Annotated in this window: 19 protein-coding genes; 5 read left to right on the top strand and 14 right to left on the bottom strand. The window is 45.4% G+C overall.

Going from position 1 to position 17,994, the window contains the following annotated elements; translation table 11 throughout:
- Nucleotides 1-57: 57 nt before the first annotated feature.
- Together HGP28_RS06300 and HGP28_RS06295 are read right to left on the bottom strand one after the other, a co-directional pair.
- The gene (locus HGP28_RS06300; protein ID WP_168835612.1) at nucleotides 58-1,392 is read right to left on the bottom strand and encodes a PTS sugar transporter subunit IIC; all 1,335 of its coding nucleotides are present in this window, start codon (nucleotides 1,390-1,392) and stop codon (nucleotides 58-60) included.
- Nucleotides 1,393-1,494: 102 nt separating this feature from the next.
- Entirely contained in the window at nucleotides 1,495-1,797 is a 303-nt protein-coding gene (locus HGP28_RS06295; protein ID WP_168835611.1) for a PTS sugar transporter subunit IIB, read from the bottom strand.
- A gap of 358 nt (nucleotides 1,798-2,155) precedes the next feature.
- Between HGP28_RS06295 and HGP28_RS06290 the strand changes: the two genes are divergently transcribed.
- The 3 genes from HGP28_RS06290 (at nucleotide 2,156) to HGP28_RS06280 (ending at nucleotide 5,150) form a co-directional block, all read left to right on the top strand.
- Complete coding sequence (locus tag HGP28_RS06290; RefSeq protein WP_343033822.1) at nucleotides 2,156-2,860, top strand: GntR family transcriptional regulator; 705 nt, start codon at nucleotides 2,156-2,158, stop codon at nucleotides 2,858-2,860.
- Nucleotides 2,861-3,123: 263 nt separating this feature from the next.
- Nucleotides 3,124-4,314: a mannose-6-phosphate isomerase, class I gene (gene manA, locus HGP28_RS06285; RefSeq protein WP_168835609.1), complete on the top strand. Its 1,191-nt coding sequence runs from the start codon at nucleotides 3,124-3,126 to the stop codon at nucleotides 4,312-4,314.
- Between the two features lie 605 nt (nucleotides 4,315-4,919).
- Nucleotides 4,920-5,150 (top strand): PAS factor family protein, encoded by a 231-nt coding sequence (locus HGP28_RS06280; RefSeq protein ID WP_168835608.1) that lies wholly within the window; start codon nucleotides 4,920-4,922, stop codon nucleotides 5,148-5,150.
- Between the two features lie 120 nt (nucleotides 5,151-5,270).
- On the opposite strand, the gene HGP28_RS06275 is transcribed toward HGP28_RS06280, so the two are convergent.
- From HGP28_RS06275 to HGP28_RS06225, 11 genes are all read right to left on the bottom strand, one after another.
- On the bottom strand, nucleotides 5,271-5,786 hold the full coding sequence (locus HGP28_RS06275) for an RNA polymerase sigma factor (RefSeq protein WP_211091907.1): 516 nt from the start codon (nucleotides 5,784-5,786) through the stop codon (nucleotides 5,271-5,273).
- 253 nt (nucleotides 5,787-6,039) lie between these two features.
- Nucleotides 6,040-6,291: a thioredoxin family protein gene (locus HGP28_RS06270; RefSeq protein ID WP_168835606.1), complete on the bottom strand. Its 252-nt coding sequence runs from the start codon at nucleotides 6,289-6,291 to the stop codon at nucleotides 6,040-6,042.
- Nucleotides 6,292-6,314: 23 nt separating this feature from the next.
- On the bottom strand, nucleotides 6,315-7,307 hold the full coding sequence (locus HGP28_RS06265) for a permease (protein ID WP_168835605.1): 993 nt from the start codon (nucleotides 7,305-7,307) through the stop codon (nucleotides 6,315-6,317).
- A gap of 351 nt (nucleotides 7,308-7,658) precedes the next feature.
- Nucleotides 7,659-8,795 (bottom strand): OprD family porin, encoded by a 1,137-nt coding sequence (locus tag HGP28_RS06260; RefSeq protein WP_168835604.1) that lies wholly within the window; start codon nucleotides 8,793-8,795, stop codon nucleotides 7,659-7,661.
- Between the two features lie 22 nt (nucleotides 8,796-8,817).
- The gene (locus tag HGP28_RS06255) at nucleotides 8,818-9,195 is read right to left on the bottom strand and encodes a c-type cytochrome (RefSeq protein WP_168835603.1); all 378 of its coding nucleotides are present in this window, start codon (nucleotides 9,193-9,195) and stop codon (nucleotides 8,818-8,820) included.
- The gene (locus HGP28_RS06250) at nucleotides 9,185-9,844 is read right to left on the bottom strand and encodes a TlpA family protein disulfide reductase (protein WP_168835602.1); all 660 of its coding nucleotides are present in this window, start codon (nucleotides 9,842-9,844) and stop codon (nucleotides 9,185-9,187) included. The genes HGP28_RS06255 and HGP28_RS06250 overlap by 11 nt, the downstream gene beginning before the upstream one ends.
- Nucleotides 9,841-10,491 (bottom strand): SCO family protein, encoded by a 651-nt coding sequence (locus tag HGP28_RS06245; RefSeq protein WP_246225602.1) that lies wholly within the window; start codon nucleotides 10,489-10,491, stop codon nucleotides 9,841-9,843. The genes HGP28_RS06250 and HGP28_RS06245 overlap by 4 nt, the downstream gene beginning before the upstream one ends.
- Before the next feature lie 146 nt (nucleotides 10,492-10,637).
- Nucleotides 10,638-11,804 (bottom strand): YncE family protein, encoded by a 1,167-nt coding sequence (locus HGP28_RS06240; RefSeq protein WP_246225600.1) that lies wholly within the window; start codon nucleotides 11,802-11,804, stop codon nucleotides 10,638-10,640.
- A gap of 99 nt (nucleotides 11,805-11,903) precedes the next feature.
- Nucleotides 11,904-13,589 carry an Lcl domain-containing protein gene (locus tag HGP28_RS06235; RefSeq protein WP_168835601.1) on the bottom strand — a complete coding sequence of 562 codons (1,686 nt, stop codon included), beginning with the start codon at nucleotides 13,587-13,589 and terminating at the stop codon, nucleotides 11,904-11,906.
- Nucleotides 13,586-14,200: a cytochrome c3 family protein gene (locus tag HGP28_RS06230; protein ID WP_168835600.1), complete on the bottom strand. Its 615-nt coding sequence runs from the start codon at nucleotides 14,198-14,200 to the stop codon at nucleotides 13,586-13,588. Before HGP28_RS06230 ends, HGP28_RS06235 begins: the two co-directional genes overlap by 4 nt.
- Nucleotides 14,197-14,685 carry a copper chaperone PCu(A)C gene (locus tag HGP28_RS06225; RefSeq protein WP_168835599.1) on the bottom strand — a complete coding sequence of 163 codons (489 nt, stop codon included), beginning with the start codon at nucleotides 14,683-14,685 and terminating at the stop codon, nucleotides 14,197-14,199. Before HGP28_RS06225 ends, HGP28_RS06230 begins: the two co-directional genes overlap by 4 nt.
- Before the next feature lie 201 nt (nucleotides 14,686-14,886).
- Between HGP28_RS06225 and HGP28_RS06220 the strand changes: the two genes are divergently transcribed.
- Both HGP28_RS06220 and HGP28_RS06215 read left to right on the top strand, forming a co-directional pair.
- Nucleotides 14,887-15,777, top strand: a complete 891-nt coding sequence (locus HGP28_RS06220; protein WP_168835598.1) for a LysR family transcriptional regulator — start codon at nucleotides 14,887-14,889, stop codon at nucleotides 15,775-15,777.
- Between the two features lie 200 nt (nucleotides 15,778-15,977).
- Entirely contained in the window at nucleotides 15,978-17,525 is a 1,548-nt protein-coding gene (locus HGP28_RS06215) for a bifunctional GNAT family N-acetyltransferase/carbon-nitrogen hydrolase family protein (RefSeq protein WP_168835597.1), read from the top strand.
- A 53-nt stretch (nucleotides 17,526-17,578) separates the two neighbouring features.
- Here the strand turns inward: HGP28_RS06215 and HGP28_RS06210 are convergent, their stop codons facing one another.
- Nucleotides 17,579-17,989 (bottom strand): NUDIX hydrolase, encoded by a 411-nt coding sequence (locus HGP28_RS06210; RefSeq protein ID WP_246225598.1) that lies wholly within the window; start codon nucleotides 17,987-17,989, stop codon nucleotides 17,579-17,581.
- Between the last annotated feature and the right edge of the window lie 5 nt (nucleotides 17,990-17,994).

Here is a 17,994-nt window from a genome sequence, read left to right as displayed (position 1 = left end):
AAAGAGAGGTGAGCCAGGGGGAGCTAACCCACCTCTCTTGTCTAGGGCTTACAAACCTTACGCGATAGCAGGCTTACCTGATGCAGCTTCTTCTGTAGGAGCTGCAAGTTTAGCTTCCTCTTCAAGAAGTTGTTTTTCATGAACTTTCATGAACGGGTACCAAATCACAATGGCAATGACATAGTTAACCGCAACCGTCACAATTGCCATAACAGACCAGTTAGTTGCCCATGCAGCGCCGAGCGGTGATGGCGCTGTCCATGGTGGAATGGCAATGATGCGGTGCATCAATTCAAGCTTGAACATACACCAAGTGAAGACACCACAAATTTGAGGAACTAAAATCCAAGGAATAAAGTAGACTGGGTTCATCACAATTGGCGTACCAAATGAAACAGGTTCGTTAATGTTGAAGATCCCTGGAATTAACGACATTTTGCCAATGGCTCTTAAATGCGCCGCACGCGAACGAAGAAATAGCAGCACCAACGCAAACGTTGCACCCGATCCACCTGCCATCATGAAGAAATCAAGCAAAGGCTGAGCAAAAATCGTAGGAAGTTGTGTCCCTTCAACGCCAGAAGCTAGCGCTTCTTGGTTTGCAGTTAAGTTTGCCAATACAAACGGTGCAATAATGCCACCAGTGATAAGCGAACCATGAACACCGGCCCACCAAAGCACTTGCGCAATAAATGAAATTAGGAGCAATGCAGGTAGTGTATCCGACGCAGACACCAATGGTTTGAACAGTTCCATTATCGCTTGAGGAATAATGAATCCCGTTTCATTAACGATAAATAGATTCAATGGGTAGATGGTGACAATGACAATCAAGATCGGGATGAACAGATCAAATGACTCTCTCACTTTTTCCGGCACTTGCGCTGGCAGTTTGAAGCCAATATTGTGCTTTTTCAAAAAGTGCATTAATTCAGGAATAAAAATACCCACAAGTAGCGCGGTAAAAATACCCGCTCCACCCATATACGACATTTCCAATTTTCCATCGGTTACTGGCGCTGAAATCATCAAAAACGTCGACAATGACAGCACACCTGAAAGCAATGGACTTTTAATGGTTTTGTCATAGGTTTTTGCCAAGTTATAGCCAAGACCTGTGACAATCCAGAGGGTCATAATGCCCATGGTAAAGTTAAATGGGTGCAAAATTTGATCGCGATATTCACGCGCAAACGTGGCCCACAAGTTCGTCGCCCCTTCGCCAAACGGAGGAAACGCAATCACCAGCAAAAATGAACCAACAATAATAAAAGGAATAGCGGTGACGAAGGCATCACGAATCGCGCCGATATGTCGCTGAGCACCGACTTTACCAGCAATTGGTGCAACGACATTTTCTAAAAAGGTAAAAAATTTATTTTGTCCAGACATAATCTGTGTCTCTCTTTGGTTTCCCTAAGGCCGTCGACCCGACGGCCATGGCTCCACACTGTTCGCCTTTGCGCTTATTTCAACGAAAAGCGATGATGGGCATTACAATGCTAGTGCCGCATCAAGAATCGCCGCACCATTCATCATTCCGTATTCCATCATGCCAATTTGGCCGCACTTCACGCCTTTTTCGTTACAAATGCCGCTGAGGCGATCGAACTCGTATTTGATCTGTGGCGCCACAAGGCACACTTGGTATTGGTCAACAACGTCAGAAAACTCAGAAACGGAATACGCTTTGATTTCGGTATCAATACCTTTGCTTTGCGCAGCTTCGCGCATCTTGGTCACAACCATTGAAGTTGACATGCCAGCGGAACAGACAAGGAAGATTTTCTTAGTCATGGTGATTACCTCTATATTTTTTTGAATTTTTATTACATTGCAGCAGCTTGTTGATTTTGGGGTCTGCGAACAAGCTTTCACTAAACTCGCATTTACTAAATCAGAAGTTTTTAATAACGAAAAGCACGGTAAGCGAAATGTTTTAGCTAGATCACAAGAAAAAATATACTTTTAAAACTAAAACCATAATGTCTTGACGATAAAACCATATGGTTATATTTTACAAAGGTAAATTTGTTGTATCTGGCTCATATTCAAAAATATCCGCTGGTCGATCTATTCATATGCTGAAGCAATTGTCATATGATGAGGTATTCAACTGATTTAACTTGCGCGGTTTATGAGATTAGGAGCAGACGTGATCAAATATTTAGATATCTATGAAACGATTAAGCAACGCATTGTCGACGGCTACTATAGCCAAAAAGACAAAATGCCCGATGGCACTGCGCTTGCTAAAGAGTTTGGCTGCAGCGAGCTTACCATCAAAAAAGCGCTCGATATTTTGGTTAAAGATGGTTTAGTTGTTCGTAAACGTGGCTCTGGTTCGTTTATCAAACGTCCATTAAGCAGCTTAGCGCCAAAACATCTGTATGGCACAACTGCCAACGCACAACACTCAAATCAAAAAATTGAAACAAAGGTGCTTAACTATTCTGTGGAGCCAGCAGGTTCACATCTCGCAGATCGATTAAACTGCGAAGAAGGCGATATGCTCTACTATGTGATTCGTGTTCGTATCGTCGATGGTGTGCCTCATATTTTGGAATACACCTACATGCCTATCAACATAGTGACAGGTTTGTCATACAAACACGTTGAGAACTCGATCTACCAATACATTACTGACGATCTTGGTCTTAAGATCCATAGTTCAACTATGGAAATTACCATCGGTGCCGCCACGGAATTGGAATCAAAAGAGCTTCATCTTGGAATTGGTGAAAACATTGTAAACGTAGAACAAATCGTCTACCTCGATAATGGCGACATTTTTGAATACTCAAATTCACGTTCACTATGTAAAAACTTCAAGTTCTCGACTAATTTCGTTCGCTCTTAATCTTAAACTCTGAGTTATCTCACACTTTAGATTGAAGCAAATCAGCAAAATACGCCCCATTCAGCCTTATTCGCGGTTGGGGTTTTGCCATTTTACTAACTTATACCCAAAATACACTCAACTTGCCGCGACACAACAATTAAGGCAAAACCTCCAATTATAAAACCATAGCGTTTTTATATATTCCGCTATAGTTAACTGGCATGTAATCATAAAAATACGACCTAATTTTTCACTTTTTCGCTAATTTTATTGGGAACACGATGCAAAACGGAAGCTTCTATAAACTCTCAAATACCATTCAAGACTACCCTTGGGGTAGTAAGACGTCGATCAACGAACTGTTTGGTATCCCTAACCCTAAAAACGAGCCGCAAGCTGAAATTTGGATGGGAGCTCACCCGAAAGCCAGCTCCACTATTATTGTTGACGGTGAATCTATTGCCCTTTCCGAGTATCTTACGGCGAATGGCGAACAAGCTTTGGGCCTCACGACTTTGAATCACTATGGCGAACTGCCTTATCTCTTCAAGGTACTGGCCGCCGGTGAAGCACTTTCGATTCAAGTGCATCCCAACAAACAAGAAGCAGAGCAAGGCTACGCACTTGAAAATTCACGTGGGATCGCACTCGATGCGTTTAATCGCAATTATAAAGACGCCAATCACAAGCCCGAATTGGTGTTTGCGCTGACCCCCTATCAAGCGATGAATGGCTTTCGTCCATTTGCAGATATTCTGCTCAATTTTGAAAAACTGGACGCCCCTTCACTGGCTGAAACCGTTGCTGATTTCGCAAGTGACCTCTCCCCACAAGGGCTACAAACCTTGTTTCGTGCGGTATTGAGTCTTGAGAACGAGCAAAAAATCGCAGCAATTGCTGAGCTGCTTAGCTGGTGCGATCGTCATCATAACAATGAGCCATTGGCGGCGCTAATTATCGACCTCAACACGATTTATCCAAACGATGTTGGTCTATTTGCCCCACTGCTATTGAACGTGGTTACACTGCAACCGGGCCAAGCGATGTTCCTCGACGCCGGTACGCCTCACGCTTATATTCACGGCACAGGTCTTGAGCTTATGGCAAATTCAGACAATGTGCTTCGAGCCGGGCTTACGCCAAAATATATGGATATCGATGAGCTCATCAGCTGCTGTCGTTTTGCCCCTTTAGCAAACGACAAAATTCTGACTGCTCCAGAGATCAATGGCTGTGAGTTACGCTTCCCAGTACCGGTTGATGATTTCGCTTTTGCGATTTATCAAAAGCCAAAAACAGAGACCATAGAGCAGCAACGTGCTGAAATTTGGTTTGCAGTGGAGACCGATGTTCAATTTAGTGACATCAATGGTAACCAAATTACCTTGGCAAAAGGTGAGTCTGTTTTCATTCCGTATTCAACGAAAACATTTACTGTCACCAGTGATGGTGTCGTGGCTCGCGCCTACTAATTTCCGCAACTCAAATACCTCTATACCCAAACAACTTTGAGATGCAGGTAGGCGGCAAACGAACAAAGCCTCTGAGCATAGACACACTATGTGATGAGGTTTGTGAGAGCCAGCCAACAACGCTGCAACTTCAAGTAGAAAGGGTATATCACTTTATCCCTAAGCTCAGTATAAGATTTTGCATGCTGGACTTGGGGATATCCCTGGGTATCCCCCATTCACCTCATTTATCAGGGTGATGCTTTTATCACTGTTCGATATATCGCCTAACAACAATTTCATTTGTGTGACAAATGCATGACTTTTTGTATAAGATTACGCCTACAATGTGATGTGGTGATGCACAACTGTATCGCGACATTTGTCACTTAATTTACTGAATGGGCCAAACTTGGTTTCGAAATGCAGTCAACCGTGAGTGTGCCCGTTCAGACCCCAGGCTTATTGATGTAGAAGAACGAAAATGGGATTACGGTTATTGCCATTTTCTATCTAAGCGTTCGATTAGGGGAACCTGAGGTTTAAGCTGGCTTATTTATAATACAAATACCTCACTGCTGAGCGTTAATTTGCTGACACGTAAAAAGGTATATAAAGGAATAATTATGAGAACACTTATTCATGACACACTTGTGAGTCTTGCAAACCAAGAGCCTGCCCACCATGCGAAAATTCGCCAAGATCTGTATGACCGCTTAGAACTTTCCTCTGGGAAACAGTTTGCGCTATATAACTGCGCATTAGGCCCAGCAAGCTCGGGCAAGCTAGAAAGTCACCAAGACATTGATAACGCGGTCAGTCGCGCACTACGTCTCTTGGAGACGCCGGAACGATAATTCGCTTCGGTGTCGTGTGTTCGGCGGTGACCACAAGTTGGAGTGGATTTGAGTTCATCGCCGAATGTTCAGCTCGCGCCGCATGAGTCGCGAGCTGCTTTGTCGTTTTTGATTAGTCGATTAGCTATCGCTTTCCATACGCTTGAAACAACACACCCCAGAGCGATCCCGCTCTACCTGACACTCTTGCTCTAAATGCTGTTTAAGCACAAGTCTTGCGCGTCGCAGGCGTGCCTTTGTTGCAGGCAATGAAAGCAGGTTTTGCTCAGAAAACTGTTTTTGTGTCATGCCATTCAAATCGCACTGCTCAATAATATGGCGCTCTTCGTCTTTTAGTTTGGGCAACAAACGCGGCAAACACGATTGCAACTGCGTCATCACCGGAGCTACTTCGCGCGGCGCATCAATATCAGCCAGCTCGTCAGAAGCAACTTTACGCCGAACCAAATCAATAAAACGATTTTTGGTCATTTTAAACAGCCACGCTTTACTGTCATCAAGGGTGCAAAATCGCTCGCTGTTTTGCATCGCTTTAATAAAAACATCTTGCATAATGTCTTCCGTTTCATGATGACTTTGCGTCTGTTTAAGTAACCAACCATATAGCATTGGCTCAGTTTCATGCCATGCCAGCATTAAGCATTTCATCCCATGATCTCACCGATTATTAGCAGCGTATTATGTAACACGTTTTAGGTTCAAATGTGAGGGCAATTTGGTGGGAACTGAGCGCTGCTTGATCTTGAGCAAGGTGTCTGAAATCGAAGATCTTCTTCCCACTTGAGGCTGCAGCGCTTTTGTTAATGGAATCGGAAGTGGCAGTCACAAACCTCGCCCAATAGGCACACCCTATTGACGAGGTTTGCTCATTGAGCGTTCCGCGGTAGCATCAAGCCGTTTGGCTATCGGCTGTCAATATCGCGCGGATTTGTTCCATACTTGGTACGGAGCCGGTGTGTTTAACTTGACCATTCACACCCACTCCCGGGGTGCTCATAATCCCTGCAGCCATAATGTGCTCAAGTGCCGTGACTTTGCGCACTTCAATGCTTAGGCCCAACTCATTAGCCACTTCGCTGATCCGCTCTGCCGTGACGACACAATTTTTACAGCCCGTGCCGTAGACTTCGATTGTTTTCATGATTTTTTCCTTCAATATGGGATTTAGAGTAGTGCCAGTGAGTAATGATTAAATACCCAACCCACCAGCGTAATTGCGACAAATAAGTACCCTGCCATAGCAAGCAGTAAACGATAGCGCATCACCTGTTTGAGCATCATAAACTCAGGTAAACTTACCGCGACCGCCCCCATACAAAACGCAAGTGTGGTGCCAAGAGGCATGCCTTTTTCAATCAAAGATGCCATGATCGGCACAATGCCAGTCGCGTTGGTATAAATAGGAATCGCACTTAACGTGGCTAACGGCACCGTCCACCACTGTCCATGCGCTAAATTTTGTTCAAACCACTGCGCAGGAACAAAACCGTGAATAAATGCGCCCAAACCAACGCCAATAAACACCCATTTCCAAATCCGCTTTACTATGGTTAGGGTTTCATCTTTGGCAAAAAAATGACGCTCACGCCACGTAAGCGTGCCCGTGACAGCTGAGTTTACAGCGTTTGATGAGGCGTTTGTTTCATAGGCTTTAGCCAAAAATGGCTGTAACCAGCGGTGCGCCTTAAACATATCCAATACCATGCCTGCGAACACGCCCAGCAGCATGCCTAACACCACATAAGTGACGGTGAATTTCCACCCCAAAACGCTTCCTAGCATGATCACCACGACTTCATTGATCAACGGCGAAGTGATCAAAAACGCCATAGTGACGCCTATCGGAATGCGCGCAGACACAAATCCCATAAAAAGCGGAATCGAGCTACACGAACAAAATGGTGTAATCGCGCCAAAAAGTGAGCCTAAAAAATAACCGAGCAGACGGTGTTTGTTTTGCAAATAGTCACGCACTCTTTCCACGCTCAGGCTAGCGCGCAAAAATGAAATGATATAAATCAGCACCAGCAGTAGCACCAATATTTTACTGGTGTCTTCGATAAAAAAATGGACGCCAATTCCAAGAGGTGTCTCTGGTGAAAGTGACAAAAGCGAGTAGCTGACCCAATTGGCAAGCTGAGTAAAAATCTCAAACACACTGCATTCCTTAATAAGGCGGCAAAGTTTGTCAATGCCAGCCCGCACTGCAACAAACTCAAATCCGCAAAATAGTCATCGATACCCTTTCTCCTTGCCGCTGCAAGATTTTTTGTTAGCTAACTAGGGGCTGGCTCTCACAAATCTCATTTCGCAGTTCGTCTATGTTAGCGAAATGCTCAGAGGCTTTACTTGTTGACCACCTGCTAGCAGCTCAAAGTCGTTTGGGTATATCTGAAACACGGATAAGATGACAAAAGGATGCAAAATAAATAAAAAAAACGCTGAATGGCATTAATGGCACATTCAGCGCTTGATACTCACATGTGTGGTTTTGGTATATAAAACCGCTTAGAAGCGATAAGCAATATTAAAACGCAGTTCATTTTTATCGCCATCTTGACCTTCAATGTCGGTCAGTGCGGTAGCCGATAATCCTTGCAGCGCGCCCTCAAAGCGGTATTGCACTAGCGCGCACCAGTAATCATAAGTATGGGTCGGATCTTCAGCATAAGTGTATGATGCCAAAGCATACCACTGTGGGCTAAAGGCATAATCGGCACCAATTTGGTACACATCTGTGTTGGCAACATAGTTCGGTGACCATGCCAAAGAGCCTGCGTAGATTCGATCTGAACCGGCACCTAAACCAAATACAATGTCACTATCGCCATCACCTGTGGTTGAATACGCCACATGCCAATGTGCTTTACCGGTTTGAACGCCCATTTTTAGCGCTTGCGCCGCAATCCACTCTTTACCTTCACGCTCACTACCATAATATTGGGCGCCGAAGTCCCAATCTTGATATTGGTATGTCGCTTGTAACAAGGCGGTGGTTGCAATGTCTAACTGATCCAAATAAGCCGCCTTAATTGTCATATCGCTAATCGGCTGCAAGGTCACATCTAAACTGATAGCACCGTCTTTATTGAATTTTTCAAACTGGCCAATATTACCTTGATAGTCCACGCGATCTTGATATTTATTGATGTAGGCCAGCTTCCATTGCAGATTATCGCCCCATTGACTTGATACAGTGGCAGCTTCAAACGCTTCTTGAACCGCGCGTGAATAACTGGTCGCGACCAGTGTCATATCCATATGCATACGACCAAGTTTAAGTTCACTATCGCCATGACGATAACTCAAGTTCATCAGCGATAGCACGCTGCCTGAGCCGTATTGATCATTTGCAAAGACAAATTTCGCTTTATCGCTGGCAAACGGTGAAGAAGATGTTTGAAAACCCGCTTCAAGCTGAACGCCATAGAAGGCTTGGGTTTTTAAACCCAAACTCAAACCAGTTGTCAACAAACTTGCCTCACCACGTGGCGAACTGCGATCCCAGTAAAAGGCCTTGGCACTACCAAAAAGTGAGCTACCAGCGACCGCCTCAGCAAACGTTGGCTGCGCGTCAGCGGCAAAAGATGCTGAAGCAGGCGCAAGCGCTAAAAGTAAAAGAGATGAAAGAGTTGTGCGTTTCATAATAAATTTTCCACTGCTATTTTTATTGCGAGGCAAGAAACTGTGCGATCAGCGCAATTTCTTGCTCGGTATACGGTTGCATCGCCACTTCCATCGGCACAAAAAGTCCGTTCTTTCTGCGTTTTTGTTGATAATCCATCATTTGGTTAAAGAGATACTTTTCGCTCTGCCCAGCGATTTTTGGGTAAAAGTCAATTATCGGCTCGCCACCCGTTGTGCCATGGCATGTCGCGCAGCCACCTTTTCCCGGCGCTAAATAAAGCGCTTTTCCTAGCGATAAATCGACGCCCATGTCAGAGTCACTTCCCCCGGCGGCAAAGGCGCACCAGGTGGTATTTAACAGCAAAAGCGGTACGGCAAATTTCGCCCATGGTTTCAGCCGTAATAGATTAGCTTTCATGGCGGTTCTCCTGCGTAGGGTTTAACAAGCTAGAGTCACTCAAACAGTTCAGCCACTGCGCTAGCGCCTGCGAGGTATGCGGCAAATAGCCCATATGGTGAAAGTGCACTTGCCCATCTATTGCCACGAGTGTCGCCGGCAGGCCGATGAGTTTTAAGGCATTAAGTGTGGCAACATTAGGCTCGACAAAGGGATATAACGCAGTGAGTCCCCGTTGTTGCAAATCAGCGGCAATGGCGCGCGGGTTACCGCCTAAGTGAAGTGCAATCACCTGTGGTTTTAGTGAATTCACCTCGACCGCCGACTGTTCAAGCGTTCGCGCAAGTTGATCTAACATTGGCAACTCTTTTAAGCATGGCGGACACCACTGCGCCCATAAGTTGACAAACACGACCGACTTTCGTGTCGCATCATCTGCTGAGCCCGTTTTTATCTGTCCAGTTGTGTCAAGTTGTGACTCCAATTGCTGACGAGTCACCTGCGACAATTGGGTCTGCCATACAAATGGCGTTTCAACAGGTGAAAAACCCGTTGGAAGCGCACAATGGAGCAGTGCCGAGCTTGCCAGCGCGCTATTTAGCGTTGCTGCATTGAGCAATATGACCGACACCACTGCGATGATGGTCTTATATCGAGATATTTTGTTCATGGTGTCATCGGCTCAGCAGTAACGCGGCTTTGGGTTGAGATCGTCACCTGTTTCAAATAACGCGCTATCGCCTCTCCGATATTGCTTCCGCCTTCGCCATAGCCAAAAACATCAATCAAGTTGCGATCTGGCCCATAGAGGTAGAGGTAAGCCGAATGAAAGACTTCATATTGATCTGGTAATGGTGGATAGACTGGCGCGCCTTGCAAGGTATAGCCATAGGTTGCCTTCAGGCTTTGAGCTGCGGCTTTGGTTTGAGCATGAGTGCCGACAAGACCAAGCATGCTTTGGTCAAAGTATTTCACATATTGATCAATATATTGGGCGCTATCGCGATGTGGGTCGACCGAAATAAATAGCCCTTTAACTTTGGATTTATCCTCACCTAACGCATTCATCGCCAGAGACATATCCATCACTGTGGTTGGACAAATATCGGGACAACTGGTGTAACCCACACCGATAAGCAAATATTGGCCCGGCCAATGCTGAGCCGTCACTGTCCCTAATTTATGGTGATTCAATTCAAATTGCAGTGGTGCCGCAAACACTGGCGCACTCACAATAACCAAACCAATAGTGCAACCAAGCGTGATAAAACGTCGCACTGCGTCATTTAACGCCTTCATAAGCTGTAACAATTTCATAGTGATTCGAACCTTCGCCATTGGGTATGGGGTATGGGTTATTGACTATCAATAAGTTAAATTTGAAGCACAGAGTGATTCTGCTCTCCCCAACGCATCGCACGTGATGTGTTTAACGATATCGCCGTGGGAGTAAGTGATGAATTTCAATGACACACTGTGTTGGTGATCCCCATGACGAGAAAGCGCGGTTCGATAAGCTTGGTATCGATTGGTGCTAACACTTGCTGATTTCGAATATCATAGAGATACAAAGACGTGCTTCCTTGCTGCGTTGCGAAAAGGGTTTTAGAGTCTGAGACCACCACAGTTTCAATAAGAGGACGCTCAATCGAAACCTCATTTAACTTGGGTTGTTCATCCAAACTGAACACACTTAACTGGCCATGGTTCTGATTGCGAGTACCGTCTATAATCCCGAGTGTCTCAATCCAACCTGATCGTATTGACGCTGGTGTTGCACCAATTGAAAGAGATTTAATCGTTTTACCGTCCCATGCATCAAGCACCACACTTTCGCCATCATGCGATGACACGATGATCCGTTGACTATCAGAGCTAACATAAGGACGCAGGGGCGCACTAGAGAGCTGAACCGCTGGCAGTGTCTGTTTCGCGTAGAGGTCATGCACAATAACCTGATTGTTACGGTACTGCGCCACCATTGCCAATCGTGCATCAGGCGATAAGGTGATCTCTGAGACAGGACCAGTGCCCAGCTGGAGCGTACGCTTAAACTTGTCGTGCAAGCGATAAATTATTGCTTTCCCTGTCGCCATTTCATTGAGATATAAATTGTACCCACCGTTATCAAAATTGATGCTCAGCGGGCTCTTTAACTCGGTAATGGTATCAATATACGTTTGGGTAAGAGGCATAATGAGGTCAATCCGATCTTGGCTGCCCACCGCCAGTTGCGCTCCATCGCTATGAAAAACCAATTGCTGAGGGATTGCCGCCAGTGGCATTTGGTGGTGAGTGCTCTTTCGAAGATCGTAGATGTACAATACCGAATGACGCTCATCACTGTACACAATCAAGTCTTGAATATCCGATACCGCGATAAGGCTCGGTATCGCTTGTAATTCAATCGTTTGAACCTGTTTATGGTCAAAGGTGTCTATAACCGATAATTGCTTGCTCTTTGCATCCGTGACAAAAGCCCAGCGCGCACCATCAACGAAGCGGGTGTCTTGATGAAATTGTGACGCCGTCACCTCGTGCGTATTGTTCACCGAGGCCATGACACTTGACGCCGACACGAAACTTACACCGATAAACAGCGAAGCAATAAAAACCGATGGAAAAGACATAACGTCCTCTTATACAACTGACGTATCAAAAAGGGTAATTTTGGCGCTAGAACACCATGGAATTAGCGCCAATACAGCGATGTTAATGCTCAGTATTTGCTATGGGTTGCGAATACAACGGGTATAAAACTCAACATCTTTTTTCATCGCATAACCCGAGCCAATTTGATACCCCTGAGCCCAACCACCATGGTGCGTCATATGGCGCAAATCCAATTCTGCGGCAGTCTTGTCTTTTTTGCGTGGCCCTAATGGTTCACTCCACATTTCAATTCCGCCGACATCGGAGCTGCTGGTCCAGAAGTAGTATTTAATCGGCGTATCTGGGAAGAACTCTTCATCAATCGCTGGCGATGTTTTATTGAAATTCACAATCGACAAGGCTTCACGCATGTTAGGCAAACGCCAGTCGCTATAGCCTGCGTAGTCGAGATCTTCACAGTATTGAATTGAGTCATACCAGTCACGACGTTGATAGTCGATTTTCTGTTGCCACATCCGGTTCGTCACTTTTTCAGTGACGGTACCATCTTTATTGTCCACGTAGCTCATGTTGTGGTATGCCGCGCCATTATCGGCACGAACACATCGAACCAATTTAGTCGATGCGGTATGTTGTCCCATGACATGTGCATCTGGAAAACCAATGTGCCAAGCATGGTCGGGATGGTCGCTGACTGGGAAAGTCCAAATCCCCGATGCCATACGCGGCATGTTGACGAAGGCATCCACATCCAACGCAGGCATGTAGTCGCCCATATCACCGATACTTTGCAGCTCTTTAATCAGTGGGTAGCGCCAATCGGTATAGCCATCTAGCTCTAAATTGGCACAATATTGCTCACCCTCTTCTGCGGTCATCCACATCCGCGATGCTTCCCGCTCCCACATCAGCTTAGTGTTATTATCGAGCGTTACTTTGCCAGAATCACTAATGGTGAAGCTCATTGGGTTTTCGATATAGTCTGAATCCTCGCCAAACACATCGGTAAAATTTTGAATTTGCCCGGTTGCAGGCAAGACAAAGTCTTTAGGCGCAGGCATGCCTTCACCAGTGATGTATTCCTTACGATTTACAGGCACAACACTTTGACCAGTCACATAAGCAATGATCTCTTTGTAGTCCGTTTCATTATGAATTTTGGCAAAAGGAATCATCATAGGTGCATCACGGTTGGTTCGCTTACCGTCACGATAGCCCACGAGCTGTTCAAACAAGTAGGTTGGCATCTGCCCTTTTAACGGAGGAAAACGTGAGTCAGTACTGGCCCCTTGCTCGCCATGACACATTTTGCACGAAGCGTCGTATTTTTCCTTGCCACGCTGAAATGCCTCGCTCTCAAGCACAGATTGATGAGGGTTGTAACTCATTGTTTTACTTCCCAGAACAATCGCGACATTCGCCATCTCTTCTGGAGTGTAGTAATAAGCCATCAATTTCATTTGTGAAGAAATACCTGAATGACGCTCGTTATCCATATCCACCCACTGGTCGAAAATGTACTGCGGATCCAACCCTTCCAGTTTCGGGCTCAATGTTTCTGGCACTTCTTCCATTGCAGGGCGATGGCAGCCTAAATAGCAATCGAAAATATAGTAATTCGCCAGTTTCTTTTCTTTGTCACTAAGATCATGAATGGGGCGGCGAATCGTATAATCTTCATAACCGTTATTAATATCTTTAACCGCTGATGAGTTATTGTTACCCACCGCTTCATTGGCAAACGAGGAACTTGCAAGCGCAACCATCATCGCAGCCAGGATCGCATTGATTGGTGTTTTCATTGAGTTACTCCTGCAAGCTCTGCCACTTTTTTCAATTCTTCATTGATACGCATTTGGCGTTTTAAATCTGGGTGGGCAATGTCGTAATGACATGAAGCACATTGGAAATCAGAGTTTGTTTCACGTTGAGCAAACGCCATTTTATGCGTTTGATCAGAAATAGGTGATGTGTCGGTCGCAACATCCGCTCGTGCTTCAAGCGCTTGATGGCAACTTTCGCATCCAGAATCAAATACATACTCGGTGCGCTTTGGGTGTAGAGCTTGATAGTCGAGAGCTTCCATGCCGAGGATATATTCCCCCCAGAGATGACGCAGTCCCGATGTGCCTTTAACATACAGCTCTTCAACGACATTACTGTCTGGCAAATGACAATCCACGCATTCTGCGACAAAGCCTTGTGAGTTATTGCCACCGTGCACACTGCGAGCAAATGTTTCAGCCATAGGCTCCATGGTATGACAAGATGAACAGAACTCATTAGAACTGAGCGCATGCATCACTTCAGCGGCAGGAAGCGATGCCAGCAGTCCAAGTCCAATTCCTCCGAGCGTGATAACTGCCAGAACGTTACGATTTAGGCGCTTAATTTGCGCAAAAATGGCCTTCATTTTGCCTCCTGAAGTGCCGCGATTTGCGCGCTGGTCATCACTATCGCCTCACAAACGGGATCCGCTTGGTAGGTCATCATTAACGTTACCGGGTAGGTTTCACCTGCCTTAATCGAGCGCTTTAGTTTTGTTAGCATCAAGTGATAGCCGCCAGGTTTGAGAGTTGTACGCCCTTCATCAACACGTAAGCGCGTGATCTGTTGCATCGTCATCACACCATCTTTCTCTATCACAGTGTGAAGTTCGACGCGATCGGACAATGCTGCAAGCTTTGCACCGACAATGCCTTCTGGGCTTGGCAGACGCAAACCCTTCACCGCTTCCGTCACGGTATAATCAAGGTTCAGATACAGTGCAGTAGCGGTTGCACCAGGAGCAGGCTCTCGAATGACGCATTGAGAAACATCAAGCTGCGCGTGGGCGCCGACCGACATCAACGCCGTCGCAGCCAATAACGACGACAAAATATAAGGGGGTGTACGCATTGATACGACCTATAAAAAGAGGAAATTCTTAGAAGTGAGGTCGATTATAGAGAGGCTAATTTCATAAAATACTCGCTATACGCATTTAACCCATACAGCTTTTGCATAGCGCAATTGATATCAACGAATTCATCAATATATATTTAAATTTGTGCGCCGTATGACAAAATGTTGACGATTTTATTTAGTTGAGTAAATTTTATGGATACCGAAGCTGTCAAAATGTTCTCCGTTTTGGCGACGAAGCTTAGTTATACTGAGACCGCAAAAATATTCGATATAAGCCAACCGACACTCAGCCGTCGCATTCAAGCGCTTGAGGACTCTTTGGGTGTACGTTTGTTTCATCGTTTAGGTCGTAGTGTTCGTCTCACGCCACAGGGCGAAGCGTTTTTACGCTCAGCAGAAGAAATCAATGCGCTTATAGCTCACTCTCTTGAACAGTTACACATTGCCAAAAAAGGGGTCTCGGGGCAGTTAAAAATCGGCTGTCTGCACCCTATGGCAAGATTTATGGTGCGTCATTTTTTACCTAACTTTCATGCGAAATACCCTGATATCGCCATCTATCTGCACACCCTGGCACCATCGGATCTCGGCTCTTTTGAAGATGTCGACCTGATGATCACCCCCTTTGATATGCAGATAGAAAATGTGGTTTCACGTCCTATCGATCACTACCGGCGCAATTGTTATGCGGCGCCAAGCTATTTAGCCAAAAAAGGCACGCCACAATTTGTACGTGATCTTGAATTGCATCACTGCATTACTCAAACCAACGCTCTGACTAACGAACGAACGTGGAAATTGCACCATACTAAACAACCATCTGTGCAAGTTAACGTGCAAGGCCCTTTAATGACCAACTCTATGGATATTGCGATTGATATGACCAAAGCGGGATTTGGTATTGGTCTTTTACCCGATGATCAAGTATTTCAAGAAGTCGCGAATGGCGAACTGGTGCTGCTTTTTAATGGTGAATGGTATGTTGACGGCATGATCCACGTTATCTATAAACCCAATGCGCTAACACCGGAACGATACCGAATATTTATTGAGGAGTTCGAAAGATTTAATCGTAGCTGGTGAGGGTTTTGTGACATTCTGGCTCTCTTTTTGTGTGATTTTATGGCAACTTTGCTTATCTTATATTTCAGATAAAACATTCTCGATAGCGCGACCTCACACTTGAAATACTATAACCATACGCAAACCCGATACACTTAGCGTAGGAAAAAAGACATTTATTGAACACGGCACGGATGCCACAATTATCAGGACACGATAGCATGAACAGCACGTCACCAAAGCTCACCCTACGTACGATTGAACCTAGCGATTATCCAGAGCTTGCCGCATTAATGGACTTAGTGTTTCATGACGTCGGCGGCGCGTGGCCGCGCATCACCATCATGGATTTGATTCACCAATTTCCTGACGGTCAGATTTGTATTGAAGACAGCGGCAAGATTGTCGGTGCCGCCCTCACCATCAAGGTCAACTACAATCGATTTTCTTTGCCCCACTTATACACCGACATTATTACTGAACAGAATGTGATTCAAAATCAGGTCACAGGTGATGCAATGTATGGGCTGGATGTTTTCGTCCACCCTGACTATCGTGGATTGCGGCTTGGTCGACGTTTGTATGACGCGAGAAAAGAGCTGTGCCGAAGTCAAAATTTTAAAGCAATTCTAGCTGGTGGCCGAGTTCCCAACTATCACCAGTACGCCAGTAATCTCACTGTGGCTGAATACATAGATAAAGTAAAACGACGTGAGCTACACGACCCGATTTTGTCGTTTCAATTGGCGAACGGGTTTGATGTAAAACGGATTATGCGCAATTACCTTCCTGAAGATGACGCCTCTAAAGGCTACGCTACTTTATTGGAATGGAACAACTTTTTCTATGAAGATGACATTCAGTCAGTTCACGACATCGAGAAAACATTAGTGCGTATTGGTGTGGTGCAATGGCAAATGCGCGCAATGCACAGTCTTGATGATCTGCTTGATCAAGCTGAATTTTTCATCTCATCACTGTCCAACTACAAATCCGATTTTGCACTTTTCCCAGAATTTTTTAACGCGCCACTCATGGGGCTGCGCAATGACGCCTCATCTGTTGAAGCGGTGCGTTATTTAGCGAGCTTTAGTGAAGAAATCAAACAGCGATTATCTCAACTCGCCGTTACCTATAACATCAATATTATTGCAGGTAGTATGCCTGTAATTGAGAACGACAAGCTTTATAACGTCGCTTACCTACTCCAGCGAGATGGCGAGATCAATGCCCAACGTAAAGTGCATATCACCCCTCATGAGCTGCGTGATTGGGTGATTGACGGTGGCGATAAAGTTAACGTGTTTGAAACCGACGCAGGCAAAGTTGGCATATTGATTTGCTATGACAGCGAATTTCCCGAGTTGGGCCGAATGCTAGCAGAACAAGGGGTGCAAATCATCTTTGTGCCATTTTGGACAGACACTAAAAATGGTTATCAACGAGTTAGACTGTGTGCCCAAGCGCGTGCCATTGAAAACGAATGCTATGTTGCCATTGGCGGCAGTGTCGGAAATCTTCCCCGCGTTGACAATGTCGATATTCAATACGCGCAATCGGCCGTCTTTTCTCCGTCCGACATCTATTTCCCTCACGATGCGACGCTCACTGAAGCGGAAGCCAATACCGAGATGATCATTTTCGCTGATGTGGATTTAACCAAGCTCAAACAACTTAACACGGAAGGCTCTGTCACCAATTTGCGCCATCGTCGCCTCGACCTATACGGTGGCTTCACGCACCCAAAGCAAACCGATATCACGAAATAGTCGTCGATTAAATGGCATAAGAAAACCTCAGCATGTGCTGAGGTTTTCTTATGTTAAATCAAACCTTGGTGATGAAGCTGTTCAAACAATATTCTAAGTGCTTTGGAGCATTTATCTATCTCTTCATAAGAGAGCCAAACCGCTTCTGCTATTTCAGCGTTCTCTGCTAATTCACCTGTGTAGTCAGCGTAGTAACAGCGCATGACAACCATGACACCTTCAGGTTTACCATCGGCTTGCGCCGCAATTTGGTCGTAGTAAACCATTGATGAGTCATTCAAGGTGACACTCAACTCTTCAGAGATCTCTCGGCGTAACGCCTGTTCATCGGTTTCCGCGCCTTCACGCTTTCCACCTGGCATGTAAAACAGCGATTTACCGTGCGAGCGAACACATAGTACTCTCTTGTTTTCAATTCGTAGCCAAGCTAACTTATCTATATTTTTCATATCAACGTTTTTCATGAAAA

This window comes from Vibrio agarilyticus (genome assembly GCF_012641465.1).
In the GTDB taxonomy this organism is placed as follows: domain Bacteria; phylum Pseudomonadota; class Gammaproteobacteria; order Enterobacterales; family Vibrionaceae; genus Vibrio; species Vibrio agarilyticus.
Note: the sequence above shows the minus strand (reverse complement) of the source record. Positions and strands in the feature narration are given on the sequence as shown.

Coding starts and splice junctions, on each gene's coding strand:
- HGP28_RS06300 (WP_168835612.1), bottom strand. CDS start 1,392: ATGTCTGGACAAAATAAATTTTTTACCTTTTTAGAAAATGTCGTTGCA.
- HGP28_RS06295 (WP_168835611.1), bottom strand. CDS start 1,797: ATGACTAAGAAAATCTTCCTTGTCTGTTCCGCTGGCATGTCAACTTCA.
- manA (WP_168835609.1), top strand. CDS start 3,124: ATGCAAAACGGAAGCTTCTATAAACTCTCAAATACCATTCAAGACTAC.
- HGP28_RS06280 (WP_168835608.1), top strand. CDS start 4,920: ATGAGAACACTTATTCATGACACACTTGTGAGTCTTGCAAACCAAGAG.
- HGP28_RS06275 (WP_211091907.1), bottom strand. CDS start 5,786: ATGCTGGCATGGCATGAAACTGAGCCAATGCTATATGGTTGGTTACTT.
- HGP28_RS06270 (WP_168835606.1), bottom strand. CDS start 6,291: ATGAAAACAATCGAAGTCTACGGCACGGGCTGTAAAAATTGTGTCGTC.
- HGP28_RS06260 (WP_168835604.1), bottom strand. CDS start 8,795: ATGAAACGCACAACTCTTTCATCTCTTTTACTTTTAGCGCTTGCGCCT.
- HGP28_RS06255 (WP_168835603.1), bottom strand. CDS start 9,195: ATGAAAGCTAATCTATTACGGCTGAAACCATGGGCGAAATTTGCCGTA.
- HGP28_RS06250 (WP_168835602.1), bottom strand. CDS start 9,844: ATGAACAAAATATCTCGATATAAGACCATCATCGCAGTGGTGTCGGTC.
- HGP28_RS06245 (WP_246225602.1), bottom strand. CDS start 10,491: ATGAAATTGTTACAGCTTATGAAGGCGTTAAATGACGCAGTGCGACGT.
- HGP28_RS06240 (WP_246225600.1), bottom strand. CDS start 11,804: ATGTCTTTTCCATCGGTTTTTATTGCTTCGCTGTTTATCGGTGTAAGT.
- HGP28_RS06235 (WP_168835601.1), bottom strand. CDS start 13,589: ATGAAAACACCAATCAATGCGATCCTGGCTGCGATGATGGTTGCGCTT.
- HGP28_RS06230 (WP_168835600.1), bottom strand. CDS start 14,200: ATGAAGGCCATTTTTGCGCAAATTAAGCGCCTAAATCGTAACGTTCTG.
- HGP28_RS06225 (WP_168835599.1), bottom strand. CDS start 14,685: ATGCGTACACCCCCTTATATTTTGTCGTCGTTATTGGCTGCGACGGCG.
- HGP28_RS06220 (WP_168835598.1), top strand. CDS start 14,887: ATGGATACCGAAGCTGTCAAAATGTTCTCCGTTTTGGCGACGAAGCTT.
- HGP28_RS06215 (WP_168835597.1), top strand. CDS start 15,978: ATGAACAGCACGTCACCAAAGCTCACCCTACGTACGATTGAACCTAGC.
- HGP28_RS06210 (WP_246225598.1), bottom strand. CDS start 17,989: ATGAAAAACGTTGATATGAAAAATATAGATAAGTTAGCTTGGCTACGA.